This is a genomic window from Schumannella sp. GW821-FHT10F01 (assembly GCF_058809295.1).
Window position 1 is genome coordinate 14,153 of sequence record NZ_JBXASM010000019.1, and the last position, 23,951, is coordinate 38,103.

A 23,951-nucleotide genomic window follows, 5' to 3' on the forward strand; every position below is an offset into this window, starting at 1 on the left:
GCAGTGTATCCGAGTGCGAGTCAGCTCCTGCGTCGCGCGAGGATGCGGAGCGCCGTCCAGGTCGCGACGACCGCGACCGCCGCCACGACGGCCGCCACCACGGTGAAGGGGCTCGTCGCCTGGACCGCCAGCAGGCGGAGTCCGGCGACGAGTCCGCTCGCCACGATGAGGAGGTACACGGACGCCGCCGTGACGAGGGCGGGCAGCATCGGCGAGGACGCCGGCGCTCCGAGCGCGACGCCGAGCCAGACGACGACGCCGGCCGCCGCGAGGGCGAGCAGCCCGTAGTACGGATCCACGCCCGACGGCACCGGGTCGCGTCCGCTGCCGACGGCGATCAGCCCGTCGACCGCGAAGACCACCGCCGCCCAGGAGACGGCGACGAAGAGCGCGACCGTCCAGGCGGGACAGACGGGAGCGCCGGGCCCCGGCGCGGACGACGGGGCGCCGTCGCCGTCCGACTCAGCGGACGGGGGCATCCGCTCCGCGCGCCTCGGCGTCGGCGAGCTCCCAGTCCTCGCGCTCGCGCCGGTTGCGGGCGGTCACGCGACGGCCGCGCGCCGCGGTCGCCAGTCCCGTCCACAGCGCCACCTCGCGGGCGGCGAAGCCCGCTGCGATGAGCTCGGGCCGGCTCAGGGCGGCCGCGATCGCGCTGCGCGCCTGGTCGGGCGTGAGCCCGATCACGCCGTTCAGCAGCAGGATGACCGCCACCGAGCCGGCGTAGACGAGCGCGCCGAGCACGAGGCTCAGCAGCACGTGCGCCCACCAGCCGGCGCGGTTCACGAGCAGGGCGATCAGCACCGCGAGCACCGCGAACACCACGACCGGCACGATCAGCACGTCGGAGCGGAGCACGGCCTCGAGCGCGTCGGGGAACTCGTCGGACCGGGTGCGGTAGCCGACGAGCAGCGCGATCAGCCCGGCGTACGCCGCGGCGAAGATGAGCGACGAGAGCAGCGCGATGCCCACGCCGAACCCGCGGTTGCTGCGGGGTCGGGGCGGATCGCCGGCGGACGCGATCGCGATCGCGCCTCCCGCGACCACCGGCGACGCGATGCCGAGGGTCGGCGGCACGGCGGCCGGCTCGACCGGGGTCTCCGCGGCGGGGGTCTCCGCGACCGGAGCGGCGGGCGCCGGCGCCTCGCCGAACTCGAGTCCGTCGGGGTGGGCGGCGGCCTCGGCGTCCGCGAGGGCGGCGGCCTGCGCGGCCTCCGCGTCCGCCGCGGGGGCGTCGTCCGGCTCGACGAGCGCCGGCGGGGCCGACGGATCCGGCACCGCGATCGGGGCGGGCTCCGGCTCGGGCTCGACGACCGGCTCGGGCTCGACGACCGGCTCCGGCTCGGGCTCGGGCTCCGGCTCCGGCTCGACGACGGGCTCCGGCTCGACGACCGGCTGCGGCTCGACGGACTCCTCGACGGCGTCCTCGAAGGAGGACGGGTCGGCCGGCTCCCCGGTGTCCTCGACCGGCTCGGCCGCCGCGACGGGCTCCTCCGGATCGGGGCCGCCCGCGAGGTCGACGCCGGCCTCCCCGTGGTTCGCGTGCTCGCGTGCGGGCACCGCGGGGTACTCGACGGACTCGTCGGACTCGTCGTCGGCGCGGCGGCCGGCGTCGGGGGGCAGCGTGCTCATGGCGCCTCCTGGTTCGGGGGTGGCCCCAGGGTAGCCGCGGGAGGGCGCCGCCCCGGGGATGCCGGGGGCGCGGCGGGCGCGCCGTCGCGGCCTCCGGGGGACGGCGAAGGGCCCCGCGGACGGATCCGCGGGGCCCTCGTGCGCCGATGGCGCGAGCGTCAGCTGTAGGTGCCGCCGCTCGACGAGCCGCCGCCGAAGTCGTCACCCGTGCTGAAGGTGTCGAAGTCGACGAAGCTCAGGTCGCTGTCGCTGAAGACCGCGTCGTCGGAGAAGATGCGGTTCGGGTAGCGCTCCGCCTTCGCCTCCTCGGTGGCCTCGACGGTCACGTTGCGGTAGTGCGCGAGACCGGTTCCGGCCGGGATCAGCTTTCCGATGATCACGTTCTCCTTGAGGCCGACCAGGGAGTCGCTCTTGCCCTCCATGGCGGCCTGGGTGAGCACGCGGGTCGTCTCCTGGAAGGAGGCGGCCGACAGCCACGACTCGGTCGCGAGCGAGGCCTTGGTGATTCCCATGACCTCCTGGCGGGCCGAGGCCGGCTTCTTGCCCTCGGTGATCGCGCCGCGGTTGATCTCGGTGTACTTCGAGCGGTCGACGAGCTCACCCGGGAGCAGGTCGGTGTCGCCGTGCTCGACGACGGTGACCTTGCGCAGCATCTGCCGCACGATGACCTCGATGTGCTTGTCGTGGATCGGCACGCCCTGCGAGCGGTACACGCCCTGCACGCCGTCGACCAGGTGCTGCTGCACGGCGCGGACGCCCTGCACGCGCAGCACCTCCTTCGGGTCGAGGTTGCCGACCACGAACTGCTGGCCGAGCTCCACGCGCTGCCCGTCCTCGATGAGGAGGGTGGCGCGCTTGAGCACCGGGTACACGTGGTCCTCGTCGCCGTTGTCGGGCGTGAGCACGATGCGGCGCTGCTTGTCGGTGTCCTCGATGGTCACCCGGCCGGCCGACTCCGCGATGGGCGAGGCGCCCTTCGGGGTGCGGGCCTCGAACAGCTCGGTGACACGCGGCAGACCCTGCGTGATGTCATCCGCACCCGCGGTACCACCCTGGTGGAAGGTGCGCATGGTGAGCTGCGTGCCGGGCTCGCCGATCGACTGGGCGGCGATGATGCCGACCGCCTCGCCGATGTCCACGAGCTTGCCGGTGGCCAGCGAGCGGCCGTAGCAGGCGGCGCAGACGCCGACCGCGGACTCGCAGGTCAGCACCGAGCGGACCTTCACGGTCTCGATGCCGGCCCCGACGAGCGACTCGATGAGCACGTCGCCGACATCCGAGCCGGCCTCCGCGATCACGGCGCCCTTCGCGTCGGTGACGGCCTCGGCCAGCGTGCGGGCGTAGGCCTGGTTCTCGACGTTGGCGTCGCGGACGAACGTGCCGTCCTCGAGCTTCTCGGCGATCCGGATCTCCAGGCCGCGCGTCGTGCCGCAGTCGTCCTCGCGGATGATGACGTCCTGCGAGACGTCGACGAGACGACGGGTCAGGTAGCCGGAGTCCGCGGTGCGGAGCGCCGTGTCGGCCAGGCCCTTGCGCGCGCCGTGCGTGGCGATGAAGTACTCCGCCACGCTCAGCCCCTCGCGGTACGAGGAGATGATCGGACGCGGGATGGTCTCGCCCTTCGGGTTCGCGACCAGGCCGCGGATACCCGAGATGTTGCGCACCTGCAGCCAGTTGCCTCGAGCGCCCGACGACACCATCCGGAAGATGTTGTTGCCCGGCTTGTAGGCGTCCTGCATGGACGCGGCCACCTCGTTGGTCGCCTCGGTCCAGATGTCGATGAGCTCCTGACGACGCGCCGCGTCGTCGATGAAGCCCTTGTCGTACTCCGACTGGATCTTCGCGGCCTGCTTCTCGTGCTTCGCGATGATCTCGGCCTTGTCGACCGGGGTCACGATGTCCGAGAGCGCGACGGTCACACCCGAGCGGGTCGCCCAGTAGAAGCCGGCGTCCTTGATGCGGTCCAGCGTCGCCGCGACCTCCACCTTGGGGTAGCGCTCGGCGAGGTCGTTGACGATCGCCGAGATGCGGCCCTTGTCGGCCACCGCGTCCACGAAGGGGTAGTCGGCCGGGAGCGCCTCGTTGAACAGCGCGCGGCCGAGCGAGGTCTCCTTCAGCGCGGTCGAGCCCTGCTCGAAGCCCTCGGCCGCGACGGACTCGTCGAGGTAGAGGTTCTCGAGGCGGATCTTGACGATCGCGTTGAGGTCGAGCGTGCCCTGGTCCTTCGCGAGGATCGCCTCGGCGACCGACGCGAACGCGCGGCCCTCACCCGTCGCACCCTCCTTGACCGTGGTCAGGTGGTGCAGGCCGATGATCATGTCCTGCGAGGGCAGGGTGACCGGACGGCCGTCGGACGGCTTGAGGATGTTGTTCGAGGCGAGCATGAGGATGCGGGCCTCGGCCTGGGCCTCCACCGAGAGCGGCAGGTGCACGGCCATCTGGTCGCCGTCGAAGTCCGCGTTGAACGCGGCGCAGACGAGCGGGTGCAGCTGGATGGCCTTGCCCTCCACGAGCTGCGGCTCGAACGCCTGGATGCCCAGACGGTGCAGCGTGGGCGCGCGGTTCAGCAGCACGGGGCGCTCGCGGATGATCTCCTCGAGCACGTCCCAGACCTGCGGGCGCGAGCGCTCCACCATCCGCTTGGCGGACTTGATGTTCTGCGCGTGCTGCAGGTCGATGAGGCGCTTGATCACGAACGGCTTGAACAGCTCGAGCGCCATCTGCTTCGGCAGACCGCACTGGTGCAGCTTGAGCTGCGGTCCGACGATGATGACCGAGCGGCCCGAGTAGTCGACGCGCTTGCCGAGCAGGTTCTGGCGGAACCGGCCCTGCTTGCCCTTGAGCATGTCGGAGAGCGACTTCAGCGCGCGGTTGCCGGTGCCCGTGACGGGACGGCCGCGGCGGCCGTTGTCGAACAGCGCGTCGACGGCCTCCTGCAGCATCCGCTTCTCGTTGTTCACGATGATCTCCGGCGCGCCCAGGTCGAGCAGGCGGCGGAGGCGGTTGTTGCGGTTGATGACGCGGCGGTACAGGTCGTTGAGGTCGGAGGTCGCGAAGCGGCCGCCGTCGAGCTGGACCATCGGGCGAAGCTCCGGCGGGATCACCGGCACGACGTCGAGCACCATCGCGGCCGGCGAGTTGCCGGTGGCGAGGAACGACGACACGACGCGCAGGCGCTTGATCGCGCGGATCTTCTTCTGGCCCTTGCCGGTCGCGATCTGCTCGCGGAGCAGCTCGCCCTCGGCGGCCAGGTCGAAGGCCTGGAGGCGCTTCTGGATCGCCTCGGCGCCCATGTAGGCCTCGAAGTACGAGCCGAAGCGGTCCTGGAGCTCGTGGAAGACGCTGTCCTCCGGCTTCAGGTCGCCGACCTTGAGCGTGCGGAAGTCCTCCCAGACGCGCGTGAGCTGCGCGAGCTGCTCGTCGACGCCCTTGCGGATGAGGGACATCTCCTTCTCGCCCGCGTCCTTGACCTTGCGCTTCTGGTCGGCCTTGGCACCCTCGGCCTCGAGCTCGGCGAGCTCCTTCTCGAGCTGCTCGGCACGCGCGTTGATGCGCGAGTCGCGGGCCTGCTCGAGCTGCTTGATCTCGAGGTTGATCTCGTTCTCGAGACCGGGGAGGTCCTGGTGACGGCCCTCCTCGTCCACCTCGATCACCATGTAGGCGGCGAAGTAGATGACCTTCTCGAGGTCCTTCGGCGCCATGTCGAGCAGGTAGCCGAGGCGCGACGGGACGCCCTTGAAGTACCAGATATGGGTGACCGGCGCGGCCAGCTCGATGTGGCCCATCCGCTCGCGGCGGACGGAGGACTTGGTGACCTCCACGCCGCAGCGCTCGCAGACGATGCCCTTGAACCGGACTCGCTTGTACTTGCCGCAGGAGCACTCCCAGTCGCGCGAGGGTCCGAAGATCTGCTCGCCGAACAGGCCGTCCTTCTCCGGCTTCAGGGTGCGGTAGTTGATCGTCTCCGGCTTCTTGACCTCGCCGAAGGACCAGGCGCGGATGTCCGCGCTGGTGGCAAGGCCGATCCGGATCTCATCGAAAGCAGTGGCTTCGAGCACGTGCTGTTCTCTCTTTTCCTGAGTAATAGAAGTCTGTGATGAGGTCCGGATCAGATGTCGTCGATGGACGACGACTCGAACCGGCTGGAGATGTTGATGCCGAGCTCCTCCGCTGCGCGGTAGACCTCGTCATCGGTGTCGCGCAGGCTGACGGCAGAGCCGTCGGCGGCGAGCACCTCCACGTTCAGGCACAGCGACTGCATCTCCTTGATGAGCACCTTGAAGCTCTCGGGGATGCCGGGCTCCTGGATGTTCTCGCCCTTGACGATCGCCTCGTAGACCTTCACGCGGCCGAGGATGTCGTCGGACTTGATCGTCAGGAGCTCCTGCAGCGCGTACGCCGCTCCGTACGCCTCGAGGGCCCACACCTCCATCTCGCCGAAGCGCTGGCCGCCGAACTGCGCCTTACCACCGAGCGGCTGCTGGGTGATCATCGAGTACGGGCCGGTGCTCCGGGCGTGGATCTTGTCGTCCACGAGGTGGTGCAGCTTGAGGATGTACATGTAGCCGACCGACACCGGGTCCGGGAACGGCTCGCCGGAGCGGCCGTCGAACAGGCGGGTCTTGCCGGTGGAGCCGATCAGGCGCTCGCCGTCGCGGTTCGGCAGGGTCGACTCGAGCAGTCCCTCGATCTCCTCCTCGGAGGCGCCGTCGAAGACCGGCGTCGCCACCTTGGTGCCGGGAGGGGCCGAGTGGGCCGCCTTCGGCAGTCGCTTCGCCCATGCCGGCGATCCCTCGACCTCCCAGCCCTGCTTGGCGATCCACCCGAGGTGGAGCTCCAGCACCTGGCCGAAGTTCATGCGGCCGGGGATGCCGAGCGGGTTGAGGATCACGTCGACCGGGGTGCCGTCCTCCATGAACGGCATGTCCTCGACCGGCAGGATCTTCGAGATGACGCCCTTGTTGCCGTGACGACCGGCGAGCTTGTCGCCCGCGGTGATCTTGCGCTTCTGGGCGATGAGCACGACCACGCGCTGGTTCACGCCGGAGCCGAGCTCGTCGTCGCCGTCCTGGGCGTCGAAGACCTTGACGCCGATGATGGTGCCCTCCTCGCCGTGGGGCACCTTGAGGGAGGTGTCGCGCACCTCGCGGCTCTTCTCGTTGAAGATCGCGCGGAGCAGGCGCTCCTCGGCGCTGAGCTCGGTCTCGCCCTTCGGCGTGACCTTGCCGACGAGGATGTCGCCGGGCGCGACCTCGGCGCCGATGCGGATGATGCCGCGCTCGTCGAGGTCGGCGAGCAGCTCCGGGCTCACGTTCGGGAGGTCGCGGGTGATCTCCTCCTTGCCGAGCTTGGTGTCGCGGGCGTCGACCTCGTACTCCTCGATGTGGATCGAGGAGAGGACGTCGTCCTTCACCAGGTTCTGGCTGAGGATGATCGCGTCCTCGAAGTTGTGGCCCTCCCACGGCATGAACGCCACGAGGAGGTTCTTGCCGAGCGCGAGCTCGCCGTTCTCCGTCGCGGGGCCGTCCGCCAGCACCTGGCCGACCTCGACACGCTCGCCGGCCTCCACGATGACGCGGTGGTTGTACGAGGTGCCCTGGTTGGAGCGGCCGAACTTGCGCAGGAAGTACTCCTGGGTGCCGCCCTCGTCGAGCTGCACGGTGACGACGTCGGCGCTCACCTCGAGCACCACGCCCGCCTTGTCGACGGTGACGACGTCGCCGGCGTCGATCGCGGCGTAGCCCTCCATGCCGGTGCCGACGAACGGCGAGTCGGAGCGGAGGAGCGGCACGGCCTGGCGCTGCATGTTCGCACCCATGAGGGCGCGGTTCGCGTCGTCGTGCTCGAGGAACGGGATCAGCGACGTGCCGACCGACACCATCTGGCGCGGCGAGACGTCCATGTAGTCCACGCGGTCGCGCTCGACGAGCTCCACCTCGCCGCCCTTCGGACGGACGAGCACGCGCTCCTCGGCGAAGTGGAAGTCCTTCGTCAGCGGCGCGTTGGCCTGGGCGACGAGGAACTCGTCCTCCTCGCTCGCGGTGAGGTAGTCGATCTGGTCGGTGACCTTGCCGTTGACGACCCGGCGGTACGGCGTCTCGATGAAGCCGAACGAGTTGATGCGGGCGAATGACGCGAGCGAGCCGATCAGGCCGATGTTCGGGCCCTCCGGGGTCTCGATCGGGCACATGCGGCCGTAGCGCGACGGGTGGACGTCGCGGACCTCGACGCCGGCGCGGTCGCGGGAGAGGCCGCCGGGGCCGAGGGCCGAGAGGCGGCGCTTGTGGGTCAGGCCCGCGAGCGGGTTGTTCTGATCCATGAACTGCGACTGCTGCGACGTGCCGAAGAACTCCTTGATCGCGGCGCTCACGGGGCGCACGTTGATCAGGGTCTGCGGGGTGATCGCCTCGATGTCCTGCGTCGTCATCCGCTCGCGCACGACGCGCTCCATGCGGCTGAGGCCGGTGCGCACCTGGTTCTGGATGAGCTCGCCGACCGCGCGGATGCGGCGGTTGCCGAAGTGGTCGATGTCGTCGACGTCGATGCGGATGTCGACGGCCTTGCCCTCGCGGGTGCCCTCGATCGTCGTCTGCTCGGCGTGCAGGGCGACCAGGTACTTGATCGTCGCGACGATGTCGTCGACCGACAGCACCGAGTCCTTCAGCGAGGCCTCGAGGCCCAGCTTCCGGTTGATCTTGTAGCGGCCGACCTTGGCGAGGTCGTAGCGCTTCGGGTTGAAGTAGAAGTTGTCGAGCAGCGCACGCGCGGCCTCGGCGGCGACCTGCTCGCCCGGACGCAGCTTGCGGTAGATGTCCTTGAGCGCCTCCTCCTTGGTGAGGATGGCGTCCTTCTCCAGCGTGGAGGCGATCGACTCGTAGCCGGCGAACTTCTCGAGGATCTCCTCGGAGGTGAGGCCGAGGGCCTTGAGGAAGACCGTGACCGACTGCTTGCGCTTGCGGTCGATGCGCACGCCCACCTGGTCGCGCTTGTCGATCTCGAACTCGAGCCACGCACCGCGGCTCGGGATGACGCGCGCCGAGTAGACGTCCTTGTCGGAGGTCTTCTCCGCCTCGCGGGAGAAGTAGACGCCCGGCGAGCGGACGAGCTGCGACACGACGACACGCTCGGTGCCGTTGATGATGAAGGTGCCCTTCTCGGTCATGAGCGGGAAGTCGCCCATGAAGACCGTCTGGGTCTTGATCTCGCCGGTCATGTGGTTCATGAACTCGGCGTTGACGTACAGCGGCGCGGCATAGGTCTTGCCGCGCTCCTTGCACTCGTCGATGGAGTACTTCGGCTCCTCGAGCTCGGGGCTCGAGAAGCTGAGCTGCATCGTCTCGCCGAGGTCCTCGATCGGGGAGATCTCCTCGAAGATCTCGTCCAGACCGGTCGTCTCGGGCACGCCGGCGTCGCCGGCGGCCTGCGCCGCCTCGACGCGAGCACGCCAGGCGTCGTTGCCGACCAGCCAGTCGAAGCTCTCCGTCTGGAGCGCCAGCAGGTCGGGGACCGTCAGCGTGTCGGTGATCTTGGCGAACGAGAGGCGGGAAGCTCCGCGACCGTTCTTAGGGGTGTCGTTCTGGGATGCGGAGCGCGCAGCAGCCAAAGGGAAACAACCTCCGAGAGGACTGGGCCGTCCTCGTGGTTATCGATGGTGGATACGAGAGCTCACCGGGATGATCACCGGCCCCGCCGCTATTCTCGGGGCGCACCAGCCGACCGCAATATGAGGGCATGGGGGAAGTGGGAGCGCAAGGATCGACTATAGCCCCATCCGACTCGCCATGTCCACCACATGCTTGACCTTTTTCTGGGACGGGTCTATAAGCAGCGGATCAGGGGGCGGTGCGGTGCACCAGGGCCATGGTCTCGGCGCGCGTGCGGGTGCCGAGCTTCGCGAAGATCGCGTTGACGTGGGTCTTCACCGTGGCCGTCGAGACGAAGAGCCGCACCGCGATCTCGGGGTTCGCGAGGCCGTCGGCGATGAGGCCGAGCACCTCGCGCTCCCGGGCGGTGAGGCCGGGGAACCGCTCGGGCGACGCACCCCCGACGCCGCCGGCGCGTGTCGCCGCGACGTCCGCTGACGGCGGGGCGGGCTCCGACGTCAGCCCGCCGATGAGCCGCGCGCCGACCTCCGCGGCGAGCGTCGTCTGCCCGCTGTGCACGGCGCGGACGGCGGCGGCGAGCTCCGCGCGGCCGGCGTCCTTCGTGAGGTAGCCGCGCGCCCCGGCCCGCAGCGCGCCCATGATCGACGCGTCGTCCGCGTAGGTCGTGAGCACGAGCACGGCCGTGTCCGGCGCGGTCTCGCGCAGCCGGGCCGTCGCGGCCGCCCCGTCGAGCACCGGCATCCGGAGGTCCATGAGCACGACGTCCGGCCGCAGTTCGGCGGCGAGCCGCACCGCCTCGGCGCCGTCGGACGCGAGCCCGACCACCTCGATGTCGGGCTCCAGGCCGAGCACGGTCGAGATGCCGTCGCGCACGATCGCCTGGTCGTCGGCGACGAGCACGCGGATCATGCCGGCACCTCCGCCCGCACAGCGAACACGCCGTCGCGGCGCCCCGCCTCGAGCGAGCCGCCGTCGAGCTCCGCCATCCGCTCCTCCATCCCGGGGATGCCGTGGCCGCCGCCGGTCGCGGCCAGGTCGTCCGCGGTCGCGCTCGTGGTCGCGCTCGTGTCGGGCGCCTCCGCCGGGTTCTCGACCCGGAGCACGAGCCGGCCGGCCTCCGCCCCGAACCGCACGGTGACCGGCTGCCCCGCCGCGTGCTTGCGCGCGTTGCTCAGCGACTCCTGCAGCGTGCGCCGCAGCGCCGAGGCGGCCGCCGCCGGCACGGGCCCGGGTGCCGGGTCGAGGCGGGCGTCGACGACCCCGCCGAGTCCGCGGTGCGCCCCGATCAGCTCCTCGAGCGAGCCGGCGAGCTGCTGCGGCGGCACGGGCGGCGCGACCGCGTCGTCGGAGCGGAGGGCGTCGACCGCGCGGCGGGCGTCGCGCAGCCCGTCCACGGCGAGCGCCCGCGCGGCGCGCACCCGGTCGGCCGCCTCCCGCTCGCGGCCGGCCTCGAGCAGGGCGTCCACGGCGTCGAGCTGCACGACCAGCCCGCCGAGCCCGTGCGCGAGCACGTCGTGCAGCTCGCGGGCCACCCGGGCGTGGTCGTCGAGCCGCTCGGCCCGGCGCCGCTCCTCGTCGAGCTCCTTCGTGCGCAGCTCGGCGGTGCGGCTCTGGCGCCGGCTCAGCCCGACGAGCGCCGCGATCGCGAGGGTGGAGAGGCAGCCGAGTGCGAGGCTCGGCGCCTCGGAGGCCGGGCGCGTGGACAGCAGCGCGCCGGCCGCGAGCGCCGCGAGCGCGAGCGGCAGCGCGGCCAGTCCGAGCGCCAGCGGCCGCTGCGGCCGCCCGATCAGGAGGATGACGCCCACCGCCAGCGGCACCCCGCCGAGCACGCTCGCGGAGAACGCCGCGACGCCGCCGGCCACGATCATCACGAGCTCGAGCGCGATCTGCAGCCGGGCGCGGCGGTCGGGCGTCACGGCCCGCGCGACCCAGACGGCGATGCCGGCCGCGCAGACGATCCAGACCCACGCCGGGCGGTCCTTGTCGAGCGTGAGCCAGATGCCGATCGAGAAGATCGCCGCCCACATGACGTTGAGGAGCAGGCGGACGGCGCCCCGTCGTCCGCCGGCGTCGTCGCCGTCCGGGAGCGGTCGGAACATGGTCACGAGGCCATCATCCCGCCGCTCCCGGACGCCGGCACCGAGCGGCGCCGGCGGATCGGGGACGCGCTCACGCCGCCAGCGCGAGGTGGTGGCGGCTCATCCGCAGCTGCAGCAGGGCCGAGCGGCACAGCCGGTTGACGCCGACGACGAGCAGGATGGCGCCGGTCGAGGCGACCAGCGGGCCGAGACCGGAGCGCTCCGCCCAGACGTCGATGCCGACGCGCACCGCGATGAGGGCGATCCAGAGCACGAGGCCGGCCCAGCCGGTGCGGGTCTGCCAGATCACCCGGCGGCCGCGGCCGTCGACGATCTCGTTCTCGAGCCGGCGGAACCTGGTGATGAGGCCCATCACCAGGCCGATGCCGACGCTGAGGGCGAGCTCGCCGAGCAGCACGCCGACGGCGCCCGGGGTGACGTCGGCCGCCTTCGTCGCGCCGGTGATCGTGACGAGCCCGATGCCGGTGAGGAGGGCGGGCATCATCCAGACCGAGCGCTGGGTCAGGTTCTGCCAGGTGAGCTGGCGGACGCCGATCCAGACGACCACGACGAGGGCGATGGCGAGGGTGAGGAGGCTCTGCGTTGTCATGCCTCCACGGTGCTCCGGTCGTGCGTCCGGGCCCACCGCCCTGGGGTGGAGACGGGGTGGAGATCGGCGGTGGGGATGGGAGCCCGCGCCGCGGGCATGCGGGTGGAGGTTGCCGGTGTCGGTGGTGCGGGCGATAGTGGACACTGTTCACATCCGAGGACGGGAGACGCCATGACCGACGCCGACCACGCGCCCGCCGACGCAGCCGGCATCTCGACGGGAGCCCCGACCGGGTCCTCGACCGCCGCTGAGCTGCCCCGCTGGAAGCGCAACGCGACGCTGTTCCTCGCCGGCCAGACGGTCTCGCTGTTCGGCTCGATGGTCGTGCAGTACGCGGTCATGTGGTACGTGACGCTCGAGACGAAGTCGGGCCTCGCGGTCGCGCTCTACGCCGTCGCGGCGTTCCTGCCGCAGGGCATCGTCTCGATCGCGGGCGGCACGCTCGCCGACCGGGTGAACCGGCGCGTGCTGGTCATGGTCTCCGACAGCGCGATCGCGCTCACGACCCTGGCGCTCGCGCTCGTCATGCTCGCCGGCGTGCGCGACCTCTGGATCATCCTGGTGGCCGTCGGCATCCGCTCGGTCGGCGCGGGCTTCCAGACTCCGGCGGTGCAGGCGATGATCCCCCAGATCGTGCCGGGCGATCAGCTCATGCGGATCAACGGCACGTTCCAGACCATCCAGTCGGCGCTCGCGCTGCTCGCGCCGGCCGCGGCCGGCGTCGTGTACGGCGTGCTCGGCATCGTGCCGGTGTTCTTCATCGACGTCGTCACCGCGGTGATCGGCGTCGGGCTGCTCGCGCTCGTCGCCGTGCCGACGCTCGCGGCGGTGGCCGCGAAGGCGACGAGCTTCCGCGCCGACCTCGTGGACGGGGCGCGGTACATCTGGCACCACGCGTTCATCCGCTGGCTCATGGTCCTGTTCGCGATCATCTTCCTGCTCAGCGCGGCGCCGTCGTTCATCACCCCGCTGATGGTCGCGCGCACCTGGGGCGACGACGTGTGGATGGTCACCGTGCTCGAGATCGCATTCAGCGTCGGCATGCTCGGCGGCGGCGTGCTCACGGCCACGGTGCTCGCCAAGCGGTCGCGGATCGCGCTCATCGTGATCTCGTCGTTCGCGTTCGGCGTGCTCACCGCCGCGACCGGGCTCGCGCCGGAGCTCTGGCTGTTCTACGGCTTCATGCTGCTGTTCGGGCTCACCGTGCCGCTGTTCTCGGCGCCGTTCATGACGCTCGTGCAGGAGACCGTGCCGGCCGAGCGCCAGGGCCGCGTCTTCAGCTACGTCAGCATCGTCATGGCGCTGTCGGTGCCGCTGTCGATGGTCGTGTTCGGGCCGCTCGCCGACGTCGTGAGCGTGCAGTTGCTGCTCGTGATCGCCGGCATCGCGACCGTGATCGTGACGGCGATCGCCGTGCTCGTGCCCTCGGGACGCTCCGCGATGCGCGCGGCGAGCGCGGGACGCGCCCCCGAGGCCGGGCCGGACCCCGCCGCCGGCTGAGCCGCAGGGTCCGCGTGGCGCACGACCCGGCGGGTTGCGGCGCTTCCGGATGGCTGTGCCTGTCCGGAAGCGCCGGAACCCGACGTCACGCGCCGCGGGTCAGGGGATCAGCGGATCAGAGGTGCGAGCCGAAGACCTCGGCCGCGATGACCGGCTTGAGCCGCTGCTCGAGCGTGCGGTCGACGAAGTACGTCTTCAGCTTGTCGTGCTGCACGGCGTTGAGGATCGCGCCCATGATCATCGACTGGTCGAGCGACAGGTAGCGCTCGGCCTTCGTGCCCGACTTCGTCGCGACCGCGTCGTAGAACCCGCCGGGTCCGTACGCGCCGAGCTTCGACTCGATGCCGGCCAGGTTGTCGAGGGCCGCCTGGCGGTCGTAGGGCAGCGCCAGGAACGAGGCGTGCGGGGTGACGACGCCGTCGCCGTAGGTCGGCGCCGGGTTCGTCGCGTCGCGGCAGCCGGCGTAGCCGACATCCGGATCCGTGCGCTCCTCGTCGCTCGTGTAGCCGTTGTCCTGCATGCCGATCAGGTCGACGCCGTACTCGCGGTAGCCGCCGGCCGGATCGGAGGCGGGCGAGAAGCCCCAGTAGCCGTAGCCGGCCTCGTCGATGCCGTGCTCGATCTGCGCCCGGACGGTGGCCGGGTGGTTGACGCCCCAGGAGGCCGGGCCCCACTTCGCCTCCGGCACGAACAGGTCGGGCATCAGCGCCTCGAACATGGAGCCGCCCCACGCCGGGACGAGCTGCATGCCGCGATAGGCGTAGGTGCCCTCGTAGACGGGGACGCCGCCGTAGCTGCGGGTGACGCCGGTCGGCTTCTGCTCCTGCCAGCCGAAGTCGCAGCCCTGGTCGGGCAGCGTGCGGTAGGTGCCGTAGTAGTCCTTCGCGGGGATCTGCCCGTTCGCGATGCCGAGGTAGGTCGCGATGCGCGACTCGCTCACCGTCGTGTCGTACCAGTGGCAGGTGTAGAGCACCGGCGTCGCCGCGGCGTCGTGGTAGTTGCCGGGAACCGTGCACGTGTCGCCGGGCTGCTCGAGCCAGAAGCCGCCCCGGTTGAGGCCGAGCGCGGGATCGATGCCCGGCTTCTGCGTGCCGCCGGTCGGATCGTGGAACCAGCCGAAGTCCATCGACGAGTACAGCGCCGTCGCCTGCTTCTTCAGCGACGGGTCGGCGGAGGCGACGACGCGGAGCGCGGCGGCGAGCCAGCCGTTGTCGACCGTGGAGAGGAACGGGTACACGACGTCGCCGGACTCCGGCCAGGTGGTGAGCTTCTCGCCGGTCGTCGGCGAGTACCAGTTGAAGAACATGCCGCTGGCGTCGTGGCGCTCGAGCGAGGCGAGCGTCGTCAGCGTGGTCGCCATCCGCCGGTGGGCGTCCTGGCGGGTGATGACGCCGAGGTCGCGCGCGGCGACGGCCGACCAGAGGTAGCCGCCGATGTTGGTCGGGCTCGTCTCGCCGCTCGGCGCCGTGAGGTCGCCCTCGATGTTGTCGGCGGGCAGGCCGGTGGCCGGATCGGTCATCGCGTCGAGCGAGTGCCAGGTGTCGGCGGCGTACCGCTCGAGCACGGCGTCGCCGGCGGCGCCGCCGTGGCCGTGGCCGTGGCCGCCGCCGCCGGCGGTCGCGGGCAGCGTGGGGATGAGCACCGCCGCCGCGGCGACGGCCAGGGCGGAGATGACGGCGGGCGCGCGTCGTGACATCAGGAACTCCCTTGTTCTGTATGCGCTTACAACGAACCACGGATGAGCCTGGTATGCAAGATCGCGCGGCGATCTCGCAGGTGTGCGCTGATGTTCCGCGGCGGTCCGGAGATGACGCGGCGGTCGGTGCCGCGCGCGGCGTCGGACCTAGGCTGGACGGATGGCGCGACGGGACGGCGGGACCGCGCCCGGCGTCGTGCTCGACTCCGGGCTGTGGGCGGAGGTGCGACCCGACCGGTTCCGCGACGGCTCGTTCGAGCTCATCGTCGACGGCACCCCGCAGTCGCACGTCGACCTCGCGGATCCGACCGAGCTCGCGTTCGAGTACGTGCGCCGGATGGGTCACGTCATCGACCAGCTGCCCGAGGGGCCGATCACCGCGGTCCACCTCGGCGCAGGCGCCCTGACGCTCCCCCGCTACGTGGATGCGACGCGTCCCGGCTCCCGCCAGCAGGTGATCGAGCTCGAGCCGAAGCTGATCGAGCTCGTGCGCGAGGCGCTGCCGCTCCCCCGCGGTGCCGCGATCCGGGTGCGCTACGGCGACGCCCGCGAGGTGCTCGGCCGGCTGCCCGGTGCGCTGGCCGGTGCCGTCGACGTCGTCATCGTCGACGTGTTCGGCGGCGCGCGCACCCCGGCCCACGTCACGAGCGTCGAGTTCTACCGCGAGGCCGCGGCGCTCCTGAAGCCGGGCGGCGTGGTGCTCGCGAACGTCGCCGACGGCACCGGGCTCGCCTTCGCGCGCGGCCAGGCCGCGACGTTCCGCGCCGTGTTCGACGACGTCGCCGCGCTCGCCGACACCCAGCTGCTCAAGGGCCGCCGGTTCGGCAACGTCGTGCTCGTCGGCTCGCCGACCGCGCTGCCGCTCGAGTGGATGCCGCGGCTGCTGGCCGGCGGACCGCATCCGGCGAAGGTCGTGCACGGTCCGGAGCTCGTGTCGTGGATCGCCGGGGCGCCCGTCTCCACCGACGACACGGCCGCGCCGTCCCCCCTGCCGGCGAAGGGCGTCTTCCGAGTCTGATCGACCGCCGGGAGCCCGGGTGCGAGGATCGGGTCATGGCCTGGCCCGTGACCGATTCGCGCACCGTCTACGAGAACCGCTGGATCACCGTCGCAGAGGACCGGGTGGTGACGCCCGACGGCGGCGCCGGCGTCTACGGCGTCGTCACCATCAACCAGCCCGCGGTGTTCGTGGTCGCCCTGACCGACGCCGACGAGATGCTGCTGCTCGAGGTCGACCGGCACACCGTCGGCCCCTCGATCGAGGTCGTCGCCGGCGGCACGGACGGCGAGGACGCGCTGGTCGCCGCCCGCCGCGAGCTGCTCGAGGAGACCGGCTTCACCGCCGACTCCTGGCAGGAGATCGGGCAGATGGACGCGCTCAACGGCATCTGCCGCGCACCCGAGCACGTGCTGCTCGCCCGCGGGCTGCACCGGAGCGAGCAGGACGCCGAGCTCGCCGCCGAGGAGCAGCGCGGCGAGGGCATCTCGGATGTGCGTGCGGTGCCGATCGCGGAGGTGCTCGAGCTGATCCGGTCGGGCGGGATGCGCGACGGCGAGTCGATCGCCGCGATCATGTTCGCCCTGCTGGCCCTCGGCCGGATCGGCTGAGGTGGGGCCGCTACCAGGCGCCGAGCTGGTGCAGGATGCGCGCGCCCTGCCACACCACGACGGCGACCGCGACGACGACGGTGATGACCGGCACCCGCCAGCGCAGCCGGCGTCCGGGCGCCGCGACCGCGCCCGAGAAGGCCGGGAGGCGGTCGTCGCGGTAGCGGACGGTCTGCCGGTGCAGCTTCGCGCCCATGACGGCCGCGATCTCGAGCAGGCGCTGCAGCACGGCGGGGTCGTCGAGCGCGAGCTCGTCGGCCGAGTAGAGGTTCATGACGTCGTCGACGATCTCGACGTCGAAGGCGGCGACGTTGTCGACGAGCAGGGCCATGAGGTCGGGCGTCATGATGTAGAGCGCGTCGCGCTCGTAGCCGGCGGGCGCGTACAGGCGGAAGGTGCGGTCGAAGTCGCCCTCGAGCGAGAGCGCCTGACCGGGGCGCACCTCCATCGGCAGGGCGCTGCGTCCGCGGCCGCTCCGCACGAGCAGGAGGTTCGGCACGGCCCGGGGCAGGGCGATCCGCGCGAACCCGCGGCGCACGCCGTTGCCGTCCTGGGTGCGCACGCCCTCGAAGCAGTAGGAGCCGACGTCGATCCCGGCGTCTGCGAAGAGCAGCATGCCCTGCGCGCGACGACGGCCGCCGACCGAGAAGAGGATGCCGGGGAAGGGCGGGTCCGCGATCTCGTCGATGAAGCGGACGCCGCGATTCGCCGCTGCGAACCGATCCATCCGCACCCATCGGCGGCCGCGCGCGAGCGGCAGCGCGATCTCCCGGACGATCCGTCGGACGACGAGCACCGCGGGCGGCGCGAAGACCGCGACGCCGATCACGAACCACGGCAGGACCGACGGCGAGCCGGTGCCCGGCACGAGCACCCGCCAGAGCCCGGCGACGGCGAGCAGCAGCGAGACGCCCGCGAACGCGACGAGGATCAGCGCCAGCACCCCGAGCGCCACGATGCCGAGCAGCGGGTGCGAGCCGGGCTCGCGCAGGCGGTGACGACGGCGGAAGTCCCGCCGGTCCGAGGCGCGCACCCGGGAGCCGAGCGGCGACGCGTCGAGCAGGATCTCGGTCGGCGTCCCGGTACTCACCGAGGCATCCTCGCAATCGACGCGCGGCAGGGCACAGTCCCCGTCCGGGGGCGCCGCGGCTCACACCCGGATCGGAGGCGGGCCGCCTACCGTCCGACCATGGGACCCGTCGTCAGCGCCGTCCACCCGCGCCCCGCCAGCATCCGGCCGAGCCGCATCCGCCCGGCCCGCACCCTCGCCACCCGCGCGGCCGTCGCCCTCGCCGCGGTGGCGGCACTCGCCGGCTGCACGGCGGCGACGCCGGAGACTGGAGGGTCGCGCCCGCCGACGCCGTCCGCGTCCGGCGCCGACGGCCACCTCGTGCCGACCGGCACGCCAGAGGAGCTCGCAACCGGGCTCGAGAGCCCGTGGTCGGTCGTGCGGCTGTCGACCGGCGAGACGCTGGTGTCCGAGCGGGACACCGGGCGCATCGTCCGCGTGGGCGACGGCGACCCCGAGCCGATCGGCACCGTGCCCGGCGTGCAGCACCGGGGCGAGGGCGGCCTGCTCGGGCTGGCGGAGCTCGCGGCCGACGACGCGCCCGGCGGCGACCGGCTGCTCTACGCCTACCTCACGACCGCCTCCGACAACCGGATCGTGCGGATGACCCTCTCCGGCGACCTCGAGCTCGGCGAGCCGGAGGTCGTGCTCGACGGGCTCGCGGCCGCCTCCAACCACGACGGCGGCCGCATCGCCTTCGGCCCGGACGGGATGCTCTACGCGACCGTCGGCGACGCCGGCGACCCGCAGCGCGCGCAGGACCGCGACTCGCTCAACGGCAAGATCCTGCGGATGACGGCGGACGGCGGCGTGCCGGACGGCAACCCGTTCGCCGACTCGCTCGTCTGGTCGATGGGCCACCGCAACCCGCAGGGCCTCGCCTGGGACGCCGACGGGCAGCTCTTCGCCGCCGAGTTCGGGCAGGACACCTGGGACGAGTTCAACCGCATCGAGAAGGGCGCGAACTACGGTTGGCCCGTCGTGGAGGGGCGTGCCGGGTCGTCCGGGGCAGGATCGACGGAGTACACGGATCCGCTCGCCCAGTGGCCGACCGACGAGGCCAGCCCGAGCGGGCTCGCCTACGTCGACGGCACGTTCTTCCTCGCCGGGCTGGGCGGGCAGCGGCTGTTCTCGCTGAGCCCGGTGTCCGGCGACTGGGCGACGACGGACGAGGCCGCCGCGACGGAGGCGTTCACCGGTGACGACGGCTACGGACGGCTGCGCGACGTCACGCTGGGCCCGGATGGCACGCTCTGGGTGCTCACCGACAACACGGACGGCCGCGGCACGCCGCGCGACGGCGACGACCGGCTGCTCGAGGTGTCGCTCGCGGCGGCGTGAGCCCCGCCGCACGAGCACGACGCACTGCAGCGCGCGCCCGGCCTCGAGAGCACGCCTGTGTGGCGTTCCGGCGGCATCACGCCTCGGGCGGTAGCGTCATCCGGGTGAGCACCCGCGTCCGAGGCGTCCGCTGATGGCGGACCTGGAGCGCGTGCGGCGCTGGGCCGACGCCCTGATCCGCCTGCACCTCGATCCGTCGCTCTGGAGCTTCGGCTTCGACTCGGCGAAGACGCGCGCCGGCCTGTGCGACTACTCGCGGCGGCGCATCACCGTGTCGCGGCACCTCGCGGCCCGCTTCGGCGACGACGAGATCCACCAGGTGCTGCTGCACGAGGTCGCGCACGCGCTCGCGGGCTCGCGCGCCGGCCACGGGCCCCGTTGGAAGTCGGTCGCACGCGATCTCGGCTACGAGGGCTCGCGACTGCATTCGGGCGAGATCGCGACGGAGCTCGCGCCGTGGATCGGCACCTGCCCACAGGGGCACGAGCACTTCCGCTACCGCAAGCCCACGCGCGACCTGTCGTGCGCGCGCTGCTCGCGCCGGTTCGATCCGTCGGCCCGGATCGTCTGGCGCCGGCGCGAGCGGGTCAGCGCCGCCTGAGGCGTGCGACGCAGGGTCCGGGTCAGGAGACCCGGACCTCCTTCCAGAACGCGACGTAGCCGGCGATGTCCGTGCCGACGCGCTCCTTCGCGGTCGGGAACGGGTGCGGGTACGTCCAGGCGCGGTCCTGCAGCCAGCCGGCGTCCGAGTCGGGCGTCGTCGACACCGAGAAGTACTGGCACTCGCCCTTCCAGGGGCAGGTGTACGGCGTCGGCGACTCGCGGAGGTACTCGTGCTTCACGCTGGCCGGCGGGAAGTAGACGTTGCCCTCGATGTGGAGCACGTCCTCCTCGGCGGCCTCGGCGATGACGGTTCCATTGAGCGTGGCGGTGGGCATAGGGGTCTCCTCGGTCTCGCGGTCTGTCTCGTCGATCGGAACGCTACGCCCGGGAGGTGGATTCCCGGCCGGTCGGCGACCGGGCGGACGCCCAGGCTCGGACTCAGCCCCCGGCGCGGAGCAGGCGGGCGGTGACGCTCGCGCTGATGAGGTGCCCGCTCGCGTGACGGAGGCCGGCGTACGCCGCGCCGACCGCCGCGGCCTCCGGCGACGAGTGGTCGATGCCAGCGTCGGCGAGCGCCTCGATCACGGCGCCGGCCGCGAGCACGTCCTCGACGGCGAACGACACGTCGTCGCGCCCCGCCGCCACCACGGCGATCGACACCCGGTCGCCGCGCTGGGCCTGCGCTGCGAGCAGCCGGTCCGCCACCGCACGGGCACCCTCGAGCCCGATCGCGTCCGGGTCGGCCGCGTCGAGGTGATCGACGACGACCACGAGGTCGGCGGCCGCCAGCTCGGCGCGGCCGGCCGGTCCGTAGCCGAAGCGCACCTGGTACTGCAGCTGGGCGCGGGGGTCGGCGGCGGCGAGCGGATCGGTGCTGGGCGGGGTCACCGCACGAGGCTATCGGCGCCCATCTCGTGCGCGACGAGCCGGAAGTCATGCTCGGTCATCTCGAGGAACCCGCGCCGCAGCTGGAACCCCCAGTTCGGCGTGCCGCGCGTGAGGTCGAGCACGTCGAGCAGCGGCGCGATTGGGGTGGCGCGCGCCGCATCCGACCAGTCGACGCGGCGCCGCCACGGCCGGAAGCCCTCGGGATTGCGCCCCATGCGCGGCGCCGGTCCGGACCCGGGCGGCGGCTCGTCCGCCTGCCAGGGCTCGCCGTCGCCGACGAGACCGATCGCCGTGAACTCGCGGAGCGGATCGCCCTCCGGATACGACGTCTTCGGCGAGTAGTACGCGAAGCCGTCGCCCGCCGCCATGCGCGCGATGCCGCTCCTCGCGCCATGGTTCGTCTGCGCGATGCCGAGCGCGACGCCCCGCAGCGCGTGCTCGCGCTGCACCACTCCGAGCCAGAACCTCATGAGCGCATGATGCACCCGGCCGCCGACGCGCGAGCGGCATTGCTGGGCCCCGCCTCCGCACCCGGTGCGGTGACGGCGCCCGGGTGTTGGATGGAGCGGTGCGGATCCGCTTGAAGCTCGAGCTCGACTGCGCGCCGGAGGGCGCGTGGGATCTCATCAGATCGCCGGCGGCCTTCCGCGCGGTCTCGGCGCCGCTCGTCGTCATCCGCTCGCGCGAGCCGGGCGGCTTCCCCGAGCGGTGGAGCGCCGGCGAGCATCGGGTGAGCCTCACGCTGCTCGGGCTCATCCCGCTCGGCGAGCAGATCATCCGGCCGTCGTTCCGCACCTCGCGGGGCGCGCGGATCATGACGGACGACGGCGAGCCCACCGCCGGGGCGATCGCCGCCATCCGCGGCTGGCGCCACCAGATGGCGGTCGCCCCGGGCCGCCGCGGCGGCGCCCTGTACCGCGACCAGCTCGAGTTCGACGCCGGACCGGCCGGCATCGCGATGTGGCCGATGCTCTGGCTGTTCTGGCAGTGGCGGGCGGCGGGACTGCGCCGTCTGGCGAAGCGGACGGAGACGCTGTGACCGACCTCCCCTCCCCCGACGCCGCGCGCGTCGCGATCGAGACCGCGGACTGGCGGCGGCGCGTGTACGCGATCTACGCGGAGGTGCGGGCCGAGTCGGATCCGGCCGTGGCGCACGCGCACTGGCGCGAGGCCCGCGACGAGCTGTTCCGGACCCACCCGGCGACCCCGCTGCTGCCCGAGGACCGCCCCGGCTTCACCGGGCTGCCGTTCGCCGAGTACGACCCCGCCTGGCGGTTCGAGCTCGAGATCCTGCCGGCCGAGCCGGCCGACTTCGCTTTCGAGACCGGCACCGACGGCACCGTGCTCTACCAGCGGCTCGGCCGCGTGGAGCTGCCCGTCGGCTCGGGCGATGCGGAGGTCCACGACGCCGGCGCCCGGCCCGGCCTCGACGTCTGGCGCCACACCGGCTACGGCGGCGGGCTCTTCGTGCCGGTGCGCGACGCGCTGTCGGGACGCCCCGGGGGCACCTACGGCGGCGGCCGCTACCTGCTCGACACGATCAAGGGCGCGGACCTCGGCCTCGACGGCGAGCGCCGCACGCTCGTGGTCGACCTCAACTTCGCCTACAACCCGTCGTGCGCGTACGACCCTGCCTGGGCCTGCCCGCTGGCGCCGGCCGGCAACGTGGTGCGGGTCGGCATCCCGGTCGGCGAGACCTACGGCTGAGGCGGGTCCGCGACCCGCCCCGGACGAGGTCCGGCCCCCGACGGAGTCGGACTGCTAGGCTGGGATCACTGCGCGGCCTCCGTCGCTCGCGCCGCGTCGTCAAGCGCTTCCCTCGCCGCCCGGATTCTCACCCCGGATGCCGGCTGACATCTCTTCACGGCGAACCTCCCCGCATCTTCCGGGGCAGGCCACCGAATCGAAAGCTCAGATACACCCATGTCCACGGACTTCCGCACGCTCGGCGTGCCCGCACCCATCGCCCAGATCCTCGCGGATCAGGGCAAGACCTCCGCCTTCCCGATCCAGCAGGACACCCTGCCCGACACGCTCGCCGGGCGCGACGTGCTCGGCCGCGGCCGCACCGGCTCCGGCAAGACGCTCGCGTTCAGCATCCCGATGGCCGCGCGCCTCGGCACGGCGCTCGCCGGCGGCACCCGCCGCGCCGGTCGCCCGCTCGGCCTGATCCTGGCGCCGACGCGCGAGCTCGCGACCCAGATCGACGCGGTCCTCGCGCCGCTCGCGGCCGCCTACGGCCTCCGCACCACCACGATCTTCGGCGGCGTCAGCCAGAACCGCCAGGTGCAGGCGCTGCAGCGCGGCGTCGACATCGTCGTCGCGTGCCCCGGCCGCCTCGAGGACCTCCTGGCCCAGCGCCACCTCACCCTCGAGGCCGTCGAGGTCACCGTCATCGACGAGGCCGACCACATGGCCGACCTCGGCTTCCTGCCGGCGGTCACCCGCCTCCTCGCCGCCACGCCGTCCGACGGCCAGCGGATGCTGTTCAGCGCGACGCTCGACAACGGCGTCGACAAGCTGGTGAAGCGCTTCCTGCACAGCCCGGTGCTGCACTCGGTCGACGAGGCCACCTCGCCGGTCGAGGCCATGACGCACGCCGTGTTCGAGGTCGCCGACACCGACTCGAAGAACGACCTCGTGAGCCGGCTCGCGTCGGGCACCGGCCGCCGCATCCTGTTCCTCCGCACCAAGCACCACGCGAAGAAGCTCGCGCAGAAGCTCACGGCGTCGGGCATCCCGGCCGTCGACCTGCACGGCAACCTCAGCCAGAACGCCCGCGACCGCAACCTCGCGGCGTTCGGCTCCGGCGAGGTGCGCGTGCTCGTGGCGACGGATGTCGCCGCCCGCGGCGTGCACGTCGACGACGTGCAGCTCGTGGTGCACGTCGACCCGCCGACCGAGCACAAGGCGTACCTGCACCGCTCGGGCCGCACCGCCCGTGCCGGCGCCGAGGGCGCCGTCGTGACGATCGCGATGCCGTCGCAGATGTCCGACCTCCGCAAGCTGCTCAAGCAGGCCGCGATCTCCGCGCCACCGGCCCGCGTGACCGCCGAGTCGCCCGAGGTGCTCGAGCTGGTCGGCGAGATCGCCGACTACGTGGCCCCGGCCCCGAAGGCCGCTCCGGCGGCTCGCGGCACGTCCACCGGCGCGAACGCGCAGCGCAAGCGCGCGGCACGCGACGGCCAGGGCGGTCGCGGCAACGGCGGCTCGCGCGGCGGTCGTGCCGGCGGCGAGGGCCGCGGCGAGCGCCCGGCCGGCGAGGGACGCACCGACGGCGCGGGCGGCGGACGTCGCCACGGCGGCCGCGGACGCGGTGCCGCAG

The 23,951-nt window shown here is 72.4% G+C and carries 20 protein-coding genes; 8 read left to right on the forward strand and 12 right to left on the reverse strand.

Annotated features, from left to right (window positions below):
- Nucleotides 1-20: 20 nt before the first annotated feature.
- The 7 genes from AC1RSJ_RS15805 to AC1RSJ_RS15835 form a co-directional block, all read right to left on the reverse strand.
- Nucleotides 21-479 carry a hypothetical protein gene (locus tag AC1RSJ_RS15805; RefSeq protein WP_493119408.1) on the reverse strand — a complete coding sequence of 153 codons (459 nt, stop codon included), beginning with the start codon at nt 477-479 and terminating at the stop codon, nt 21-23.
- Nucleotides 463-1,629, reverse strand: a complete 1,167-nt coding sequence (locus tag AC1RSJ_RS15810; protein WP_493119409.1) for a hypothetical protein — start codon at nt 1,627-1,629, stop codon at nt 463-465. The genes AC1RSJ_RS15805 and AC1RSJ_RS15810 overlap by 17 nt, the downstream gene beginning before the upstream one ends.
- A gap of 158 nt (nt 1,630-1,787) precedes the next feature.
- On the reverse strand, nt 1,788-5,687 hold the full coding sequence (gene rpoC, locus AC1RSJ_RS15815; protein WP_493119410.1) for a DNA-directed RNA polymerase subunit beta': 3,900 nt from the start codon (nt 5,685-5,687) through the stop codon (nt 1,788-1,790).
- A gap of 50 nt (nt 5,688-5,737) precedes the next feature.
- The gene (rpoB, locus tag AC1RSJ_RS15820; protein WP_493119411.1) at nt 5,738-9,232 is read right to left on the reverse strand and encodes a DNA-directed RNA polymerase subunit beta; all 3,495 of its coding nucleotides are present in this window, start codon (nt 9,230-9,232) and stop codon (nt 5,738-5,740) included.
- A 229-nt stretch (nt 9,233-9,461) separates the two neighbouring features.
- A complete protein-coding gene (locus tag AC1RSJ_RS15825) occupies nt 9,462-10,142 on the reverse strand; it encodes a response regulator transcription factor (protein WP_493119412.1) in 681 nt (226 codons plus the stop codon).
- A complete protein-coding gene (locus tag AC1RSJ_RS15830) occupies nt 10,139-11,332 on the reverse strand; it encodes a sensor histidine kinase (RefSeq protein ID WP_493119427.1) in 1,194 nt (397 codons plus the stop codon). The genes AC1RSJ_RS15825 and AC1RSJ_RS15830 overlap by 4 nt, the downstream gene beginning before the upstream one ends.
- Nucleotides 11,333-11,402: 70 nt before the next feature.
- A complete protein-coding gene (locus tag AC1RSJ_RS15835) occupies nt 11,403-11,921 on the reverse strand; it encodes a hypothetical protein (protein ID WP_493119413.1) in 519 nt (172 codons plus the stop codon).
- A 171-nt stretch (nt 11,922-12,092) separates the two neighbouring features.
- Here AC1RSJ_RS15835 and AC1RSJ_RS15840 point away from each other — a divergent pair, with 171 nt between their 5' ends.
- Nucleotides 12,093-13,421 (forward strand): MFS transporter, encoded by a 1,329-nt coding sequence (locus tag AC1RSJ_RS15840; protein ID WP_493119414.1) that lies wholly within the window; start codon nt 12,093-12,095, stop codon nt 13,419-13,421.
- A 115-nt stretch (nt 13,422-13,536) separates the two neighbouring features.
- Here the strand turns inward: AC1RSJ_RS15840 and AC1RSJ_RS15845 are convergent, their stop codons facing one another.
- A complete protein-coding gene (locus tag AC1RSJ_RS15845; RefSeq protein WP_493119415.1) occupies nt 13,537-15,117 on the reverse strand; it encodes a glucoamylase family protein in 1,581 nt (526 codons plus the stop codon).
- 160 nt (nt 15,118-15,277) lie between these two features.
- Between AC1RSJ_RS15845 and AC1RSJ_RS15850 the strand changes: the two genes are divergently transcribed.
- Nucleotides 15,278-16,135 carry a spermidine synthase gene (locus AC1RSJ_RS15850; RefSeq protein WP_493119416.1) on the forward strand — a complete coding sequence of 286 codons (858 nt, stop codon included), beginning with the start codon at nt 15,278-15,280 and terminating at the stop codon, nt 16,133-16,135.
- A 35-nt stretch (nt 16,136-16,170) separates the two neighbouring features.
- Nucleotides 16,171-16,725, forward strand: coding sequence for an NUDIX domain-containing protein (locus tag AC1RSJ_RS15855; protein WP_493119417.1), 555 nt, complete (start codon nt 16,171-16,173; stop codon nt 16,723-16,725).
- A 10-nt stretch (nt 16,726-16,735) separates the two neighbouring features.
- Here AC1RSJ_RS15855 and AC1RSJ_RS15860 read toward each other — a convergent pair whose 3' ends face one another.
- Complete coding sequence (locus AC1RSJ_RS15860; RefSeq protein WP_493119418.1) at nt 16,736-17,815, reverse strand: hypothetical protein; 1,080 nt, start codon at nt 17,813-17,815, stop codon at nt 16,736-16,738.
- 99 nt (nt 17,816-17,914) lie between these two features.
- Here AC1RSJ_RS15860 and AC1RSJ_RS15865 point away from each other — a divergent pair, with 99 nt between their 5' ends.
- Both AC1RSJ_RS15865 and AC1RSJ_RS15870 read left to right on the forward strand, forming a co-directional pair.
- Nucleotides 17,915-19,135: a PQQ-dependent sugar dehydrogenase gene (locus AC1RSJ_RS15865; RefSeq protein WP_493119419.1), complete on the forward strand. Its 1,221-nt coding sequence runs from the start codon at nt 17,915-17,917 to the stop codon at nt 19,133-19,135.
- Nucleotides 19,136-19,268: 133 nt separating this feature from the next.
- Nucleotides 19,269-19,736, forward strand: a complete 468-nt coding sequence (locus AC1RSJ_RS15870; protein WP_493119420.1) for a SprT-like domain-containing protein — start codon at nt 19,269-19,271, stop codon at nt 19,734-19,736.
- 22 nt (nt 19,737-19,758) lie between these two features.
- On the opposite strand, the gene AC1RSJ_RS15875 is transcribed toward AC1RSJ_RS15870, so the two are convergent.
- From AC1RSJ_RS15875 to AC1RSJ_RS15885, 3 genes are all read right to left on the reverse strand, one after another.
- Nucleotides 19,759-20,073 (reverse strand): DUF427 domain-containing protein, encoded by a 315-nt coding sequence (locus tag AC1RSJ_RS15875; RefSeq protein ID WP_493119421.1) that lies wholly within the window; start codon nt 20,071-20,073, stop codon nt 19,759-19,761.
- 103 nt (nt 20,074-20,176) lie between these two features.
- A complete protein-coding gene (locus AC1RSJ_RS15880) occupies nt 20,177-20,626 on the reverse strand; it encodes a hypothetical protein (protein ID WP_493119422.1) in 450 nt (149 codons plus the stop codon).
- On the reverse strand, nt 20,623-21,096 hold the full coding sequence (locus AC1RSJ_RS15885; protein WP_493119423.1) for an EVE domain-containing protein: 474 nt from the start codon (nt 21,094-21,096) through the stop codon (nt 20,623-20,625). The genes AC1RSJ_RS15880 and AC1RSJ_RS15885 overlap by 4 nt, the downstream gene beginning before the upstream one ends.
- Nucleotides 21,097-21,194: 98 nt before the next feature.
- Between AC1RSJ_RS15885 and AC1RSJ_RS15890 the strand changes: the two genes are divergently transcribed.
- From AC1RSJ_RS15890 to AC1RSJ_RS15900, 3 genes are all read left to right on the forward strand, one after another.
- Complete coding sequence (locus tag AC1RSJ_RS15890; protein ID WP_493119424.1) at nt 21,195-21,665, forward strand: hypothetical protein; 471 nt, start codon at nt 21,195-21,197, stop codon at nt 21,663-21,665.
- A complete protein-coding gene (locus AC1RSJ_RS15895; RefSeq protein ID WP_493119425.1) occupies nt 21,662-22,333 on the forward strand; it encodes a DUF1684 domain-containing protein in 672 nt (223 codons plus the stop codon). Before AC1RSJ_RS15890 ends, AC1RSJ_RS15895 begins: the two co-directional genes overlap by 4 nt.
- A gap of 216 nt (nt 22,334-22,549) precedes the next feature.
- Nucleotides 22,550-23,951 (forward strand): DEAD/DEAH box helicase (locus tag AC1RSJ_RS15900; RefSeq protein WP_493119426.1); only part of this gene is annotated, 1,402 nt, incomplete at its 3' end.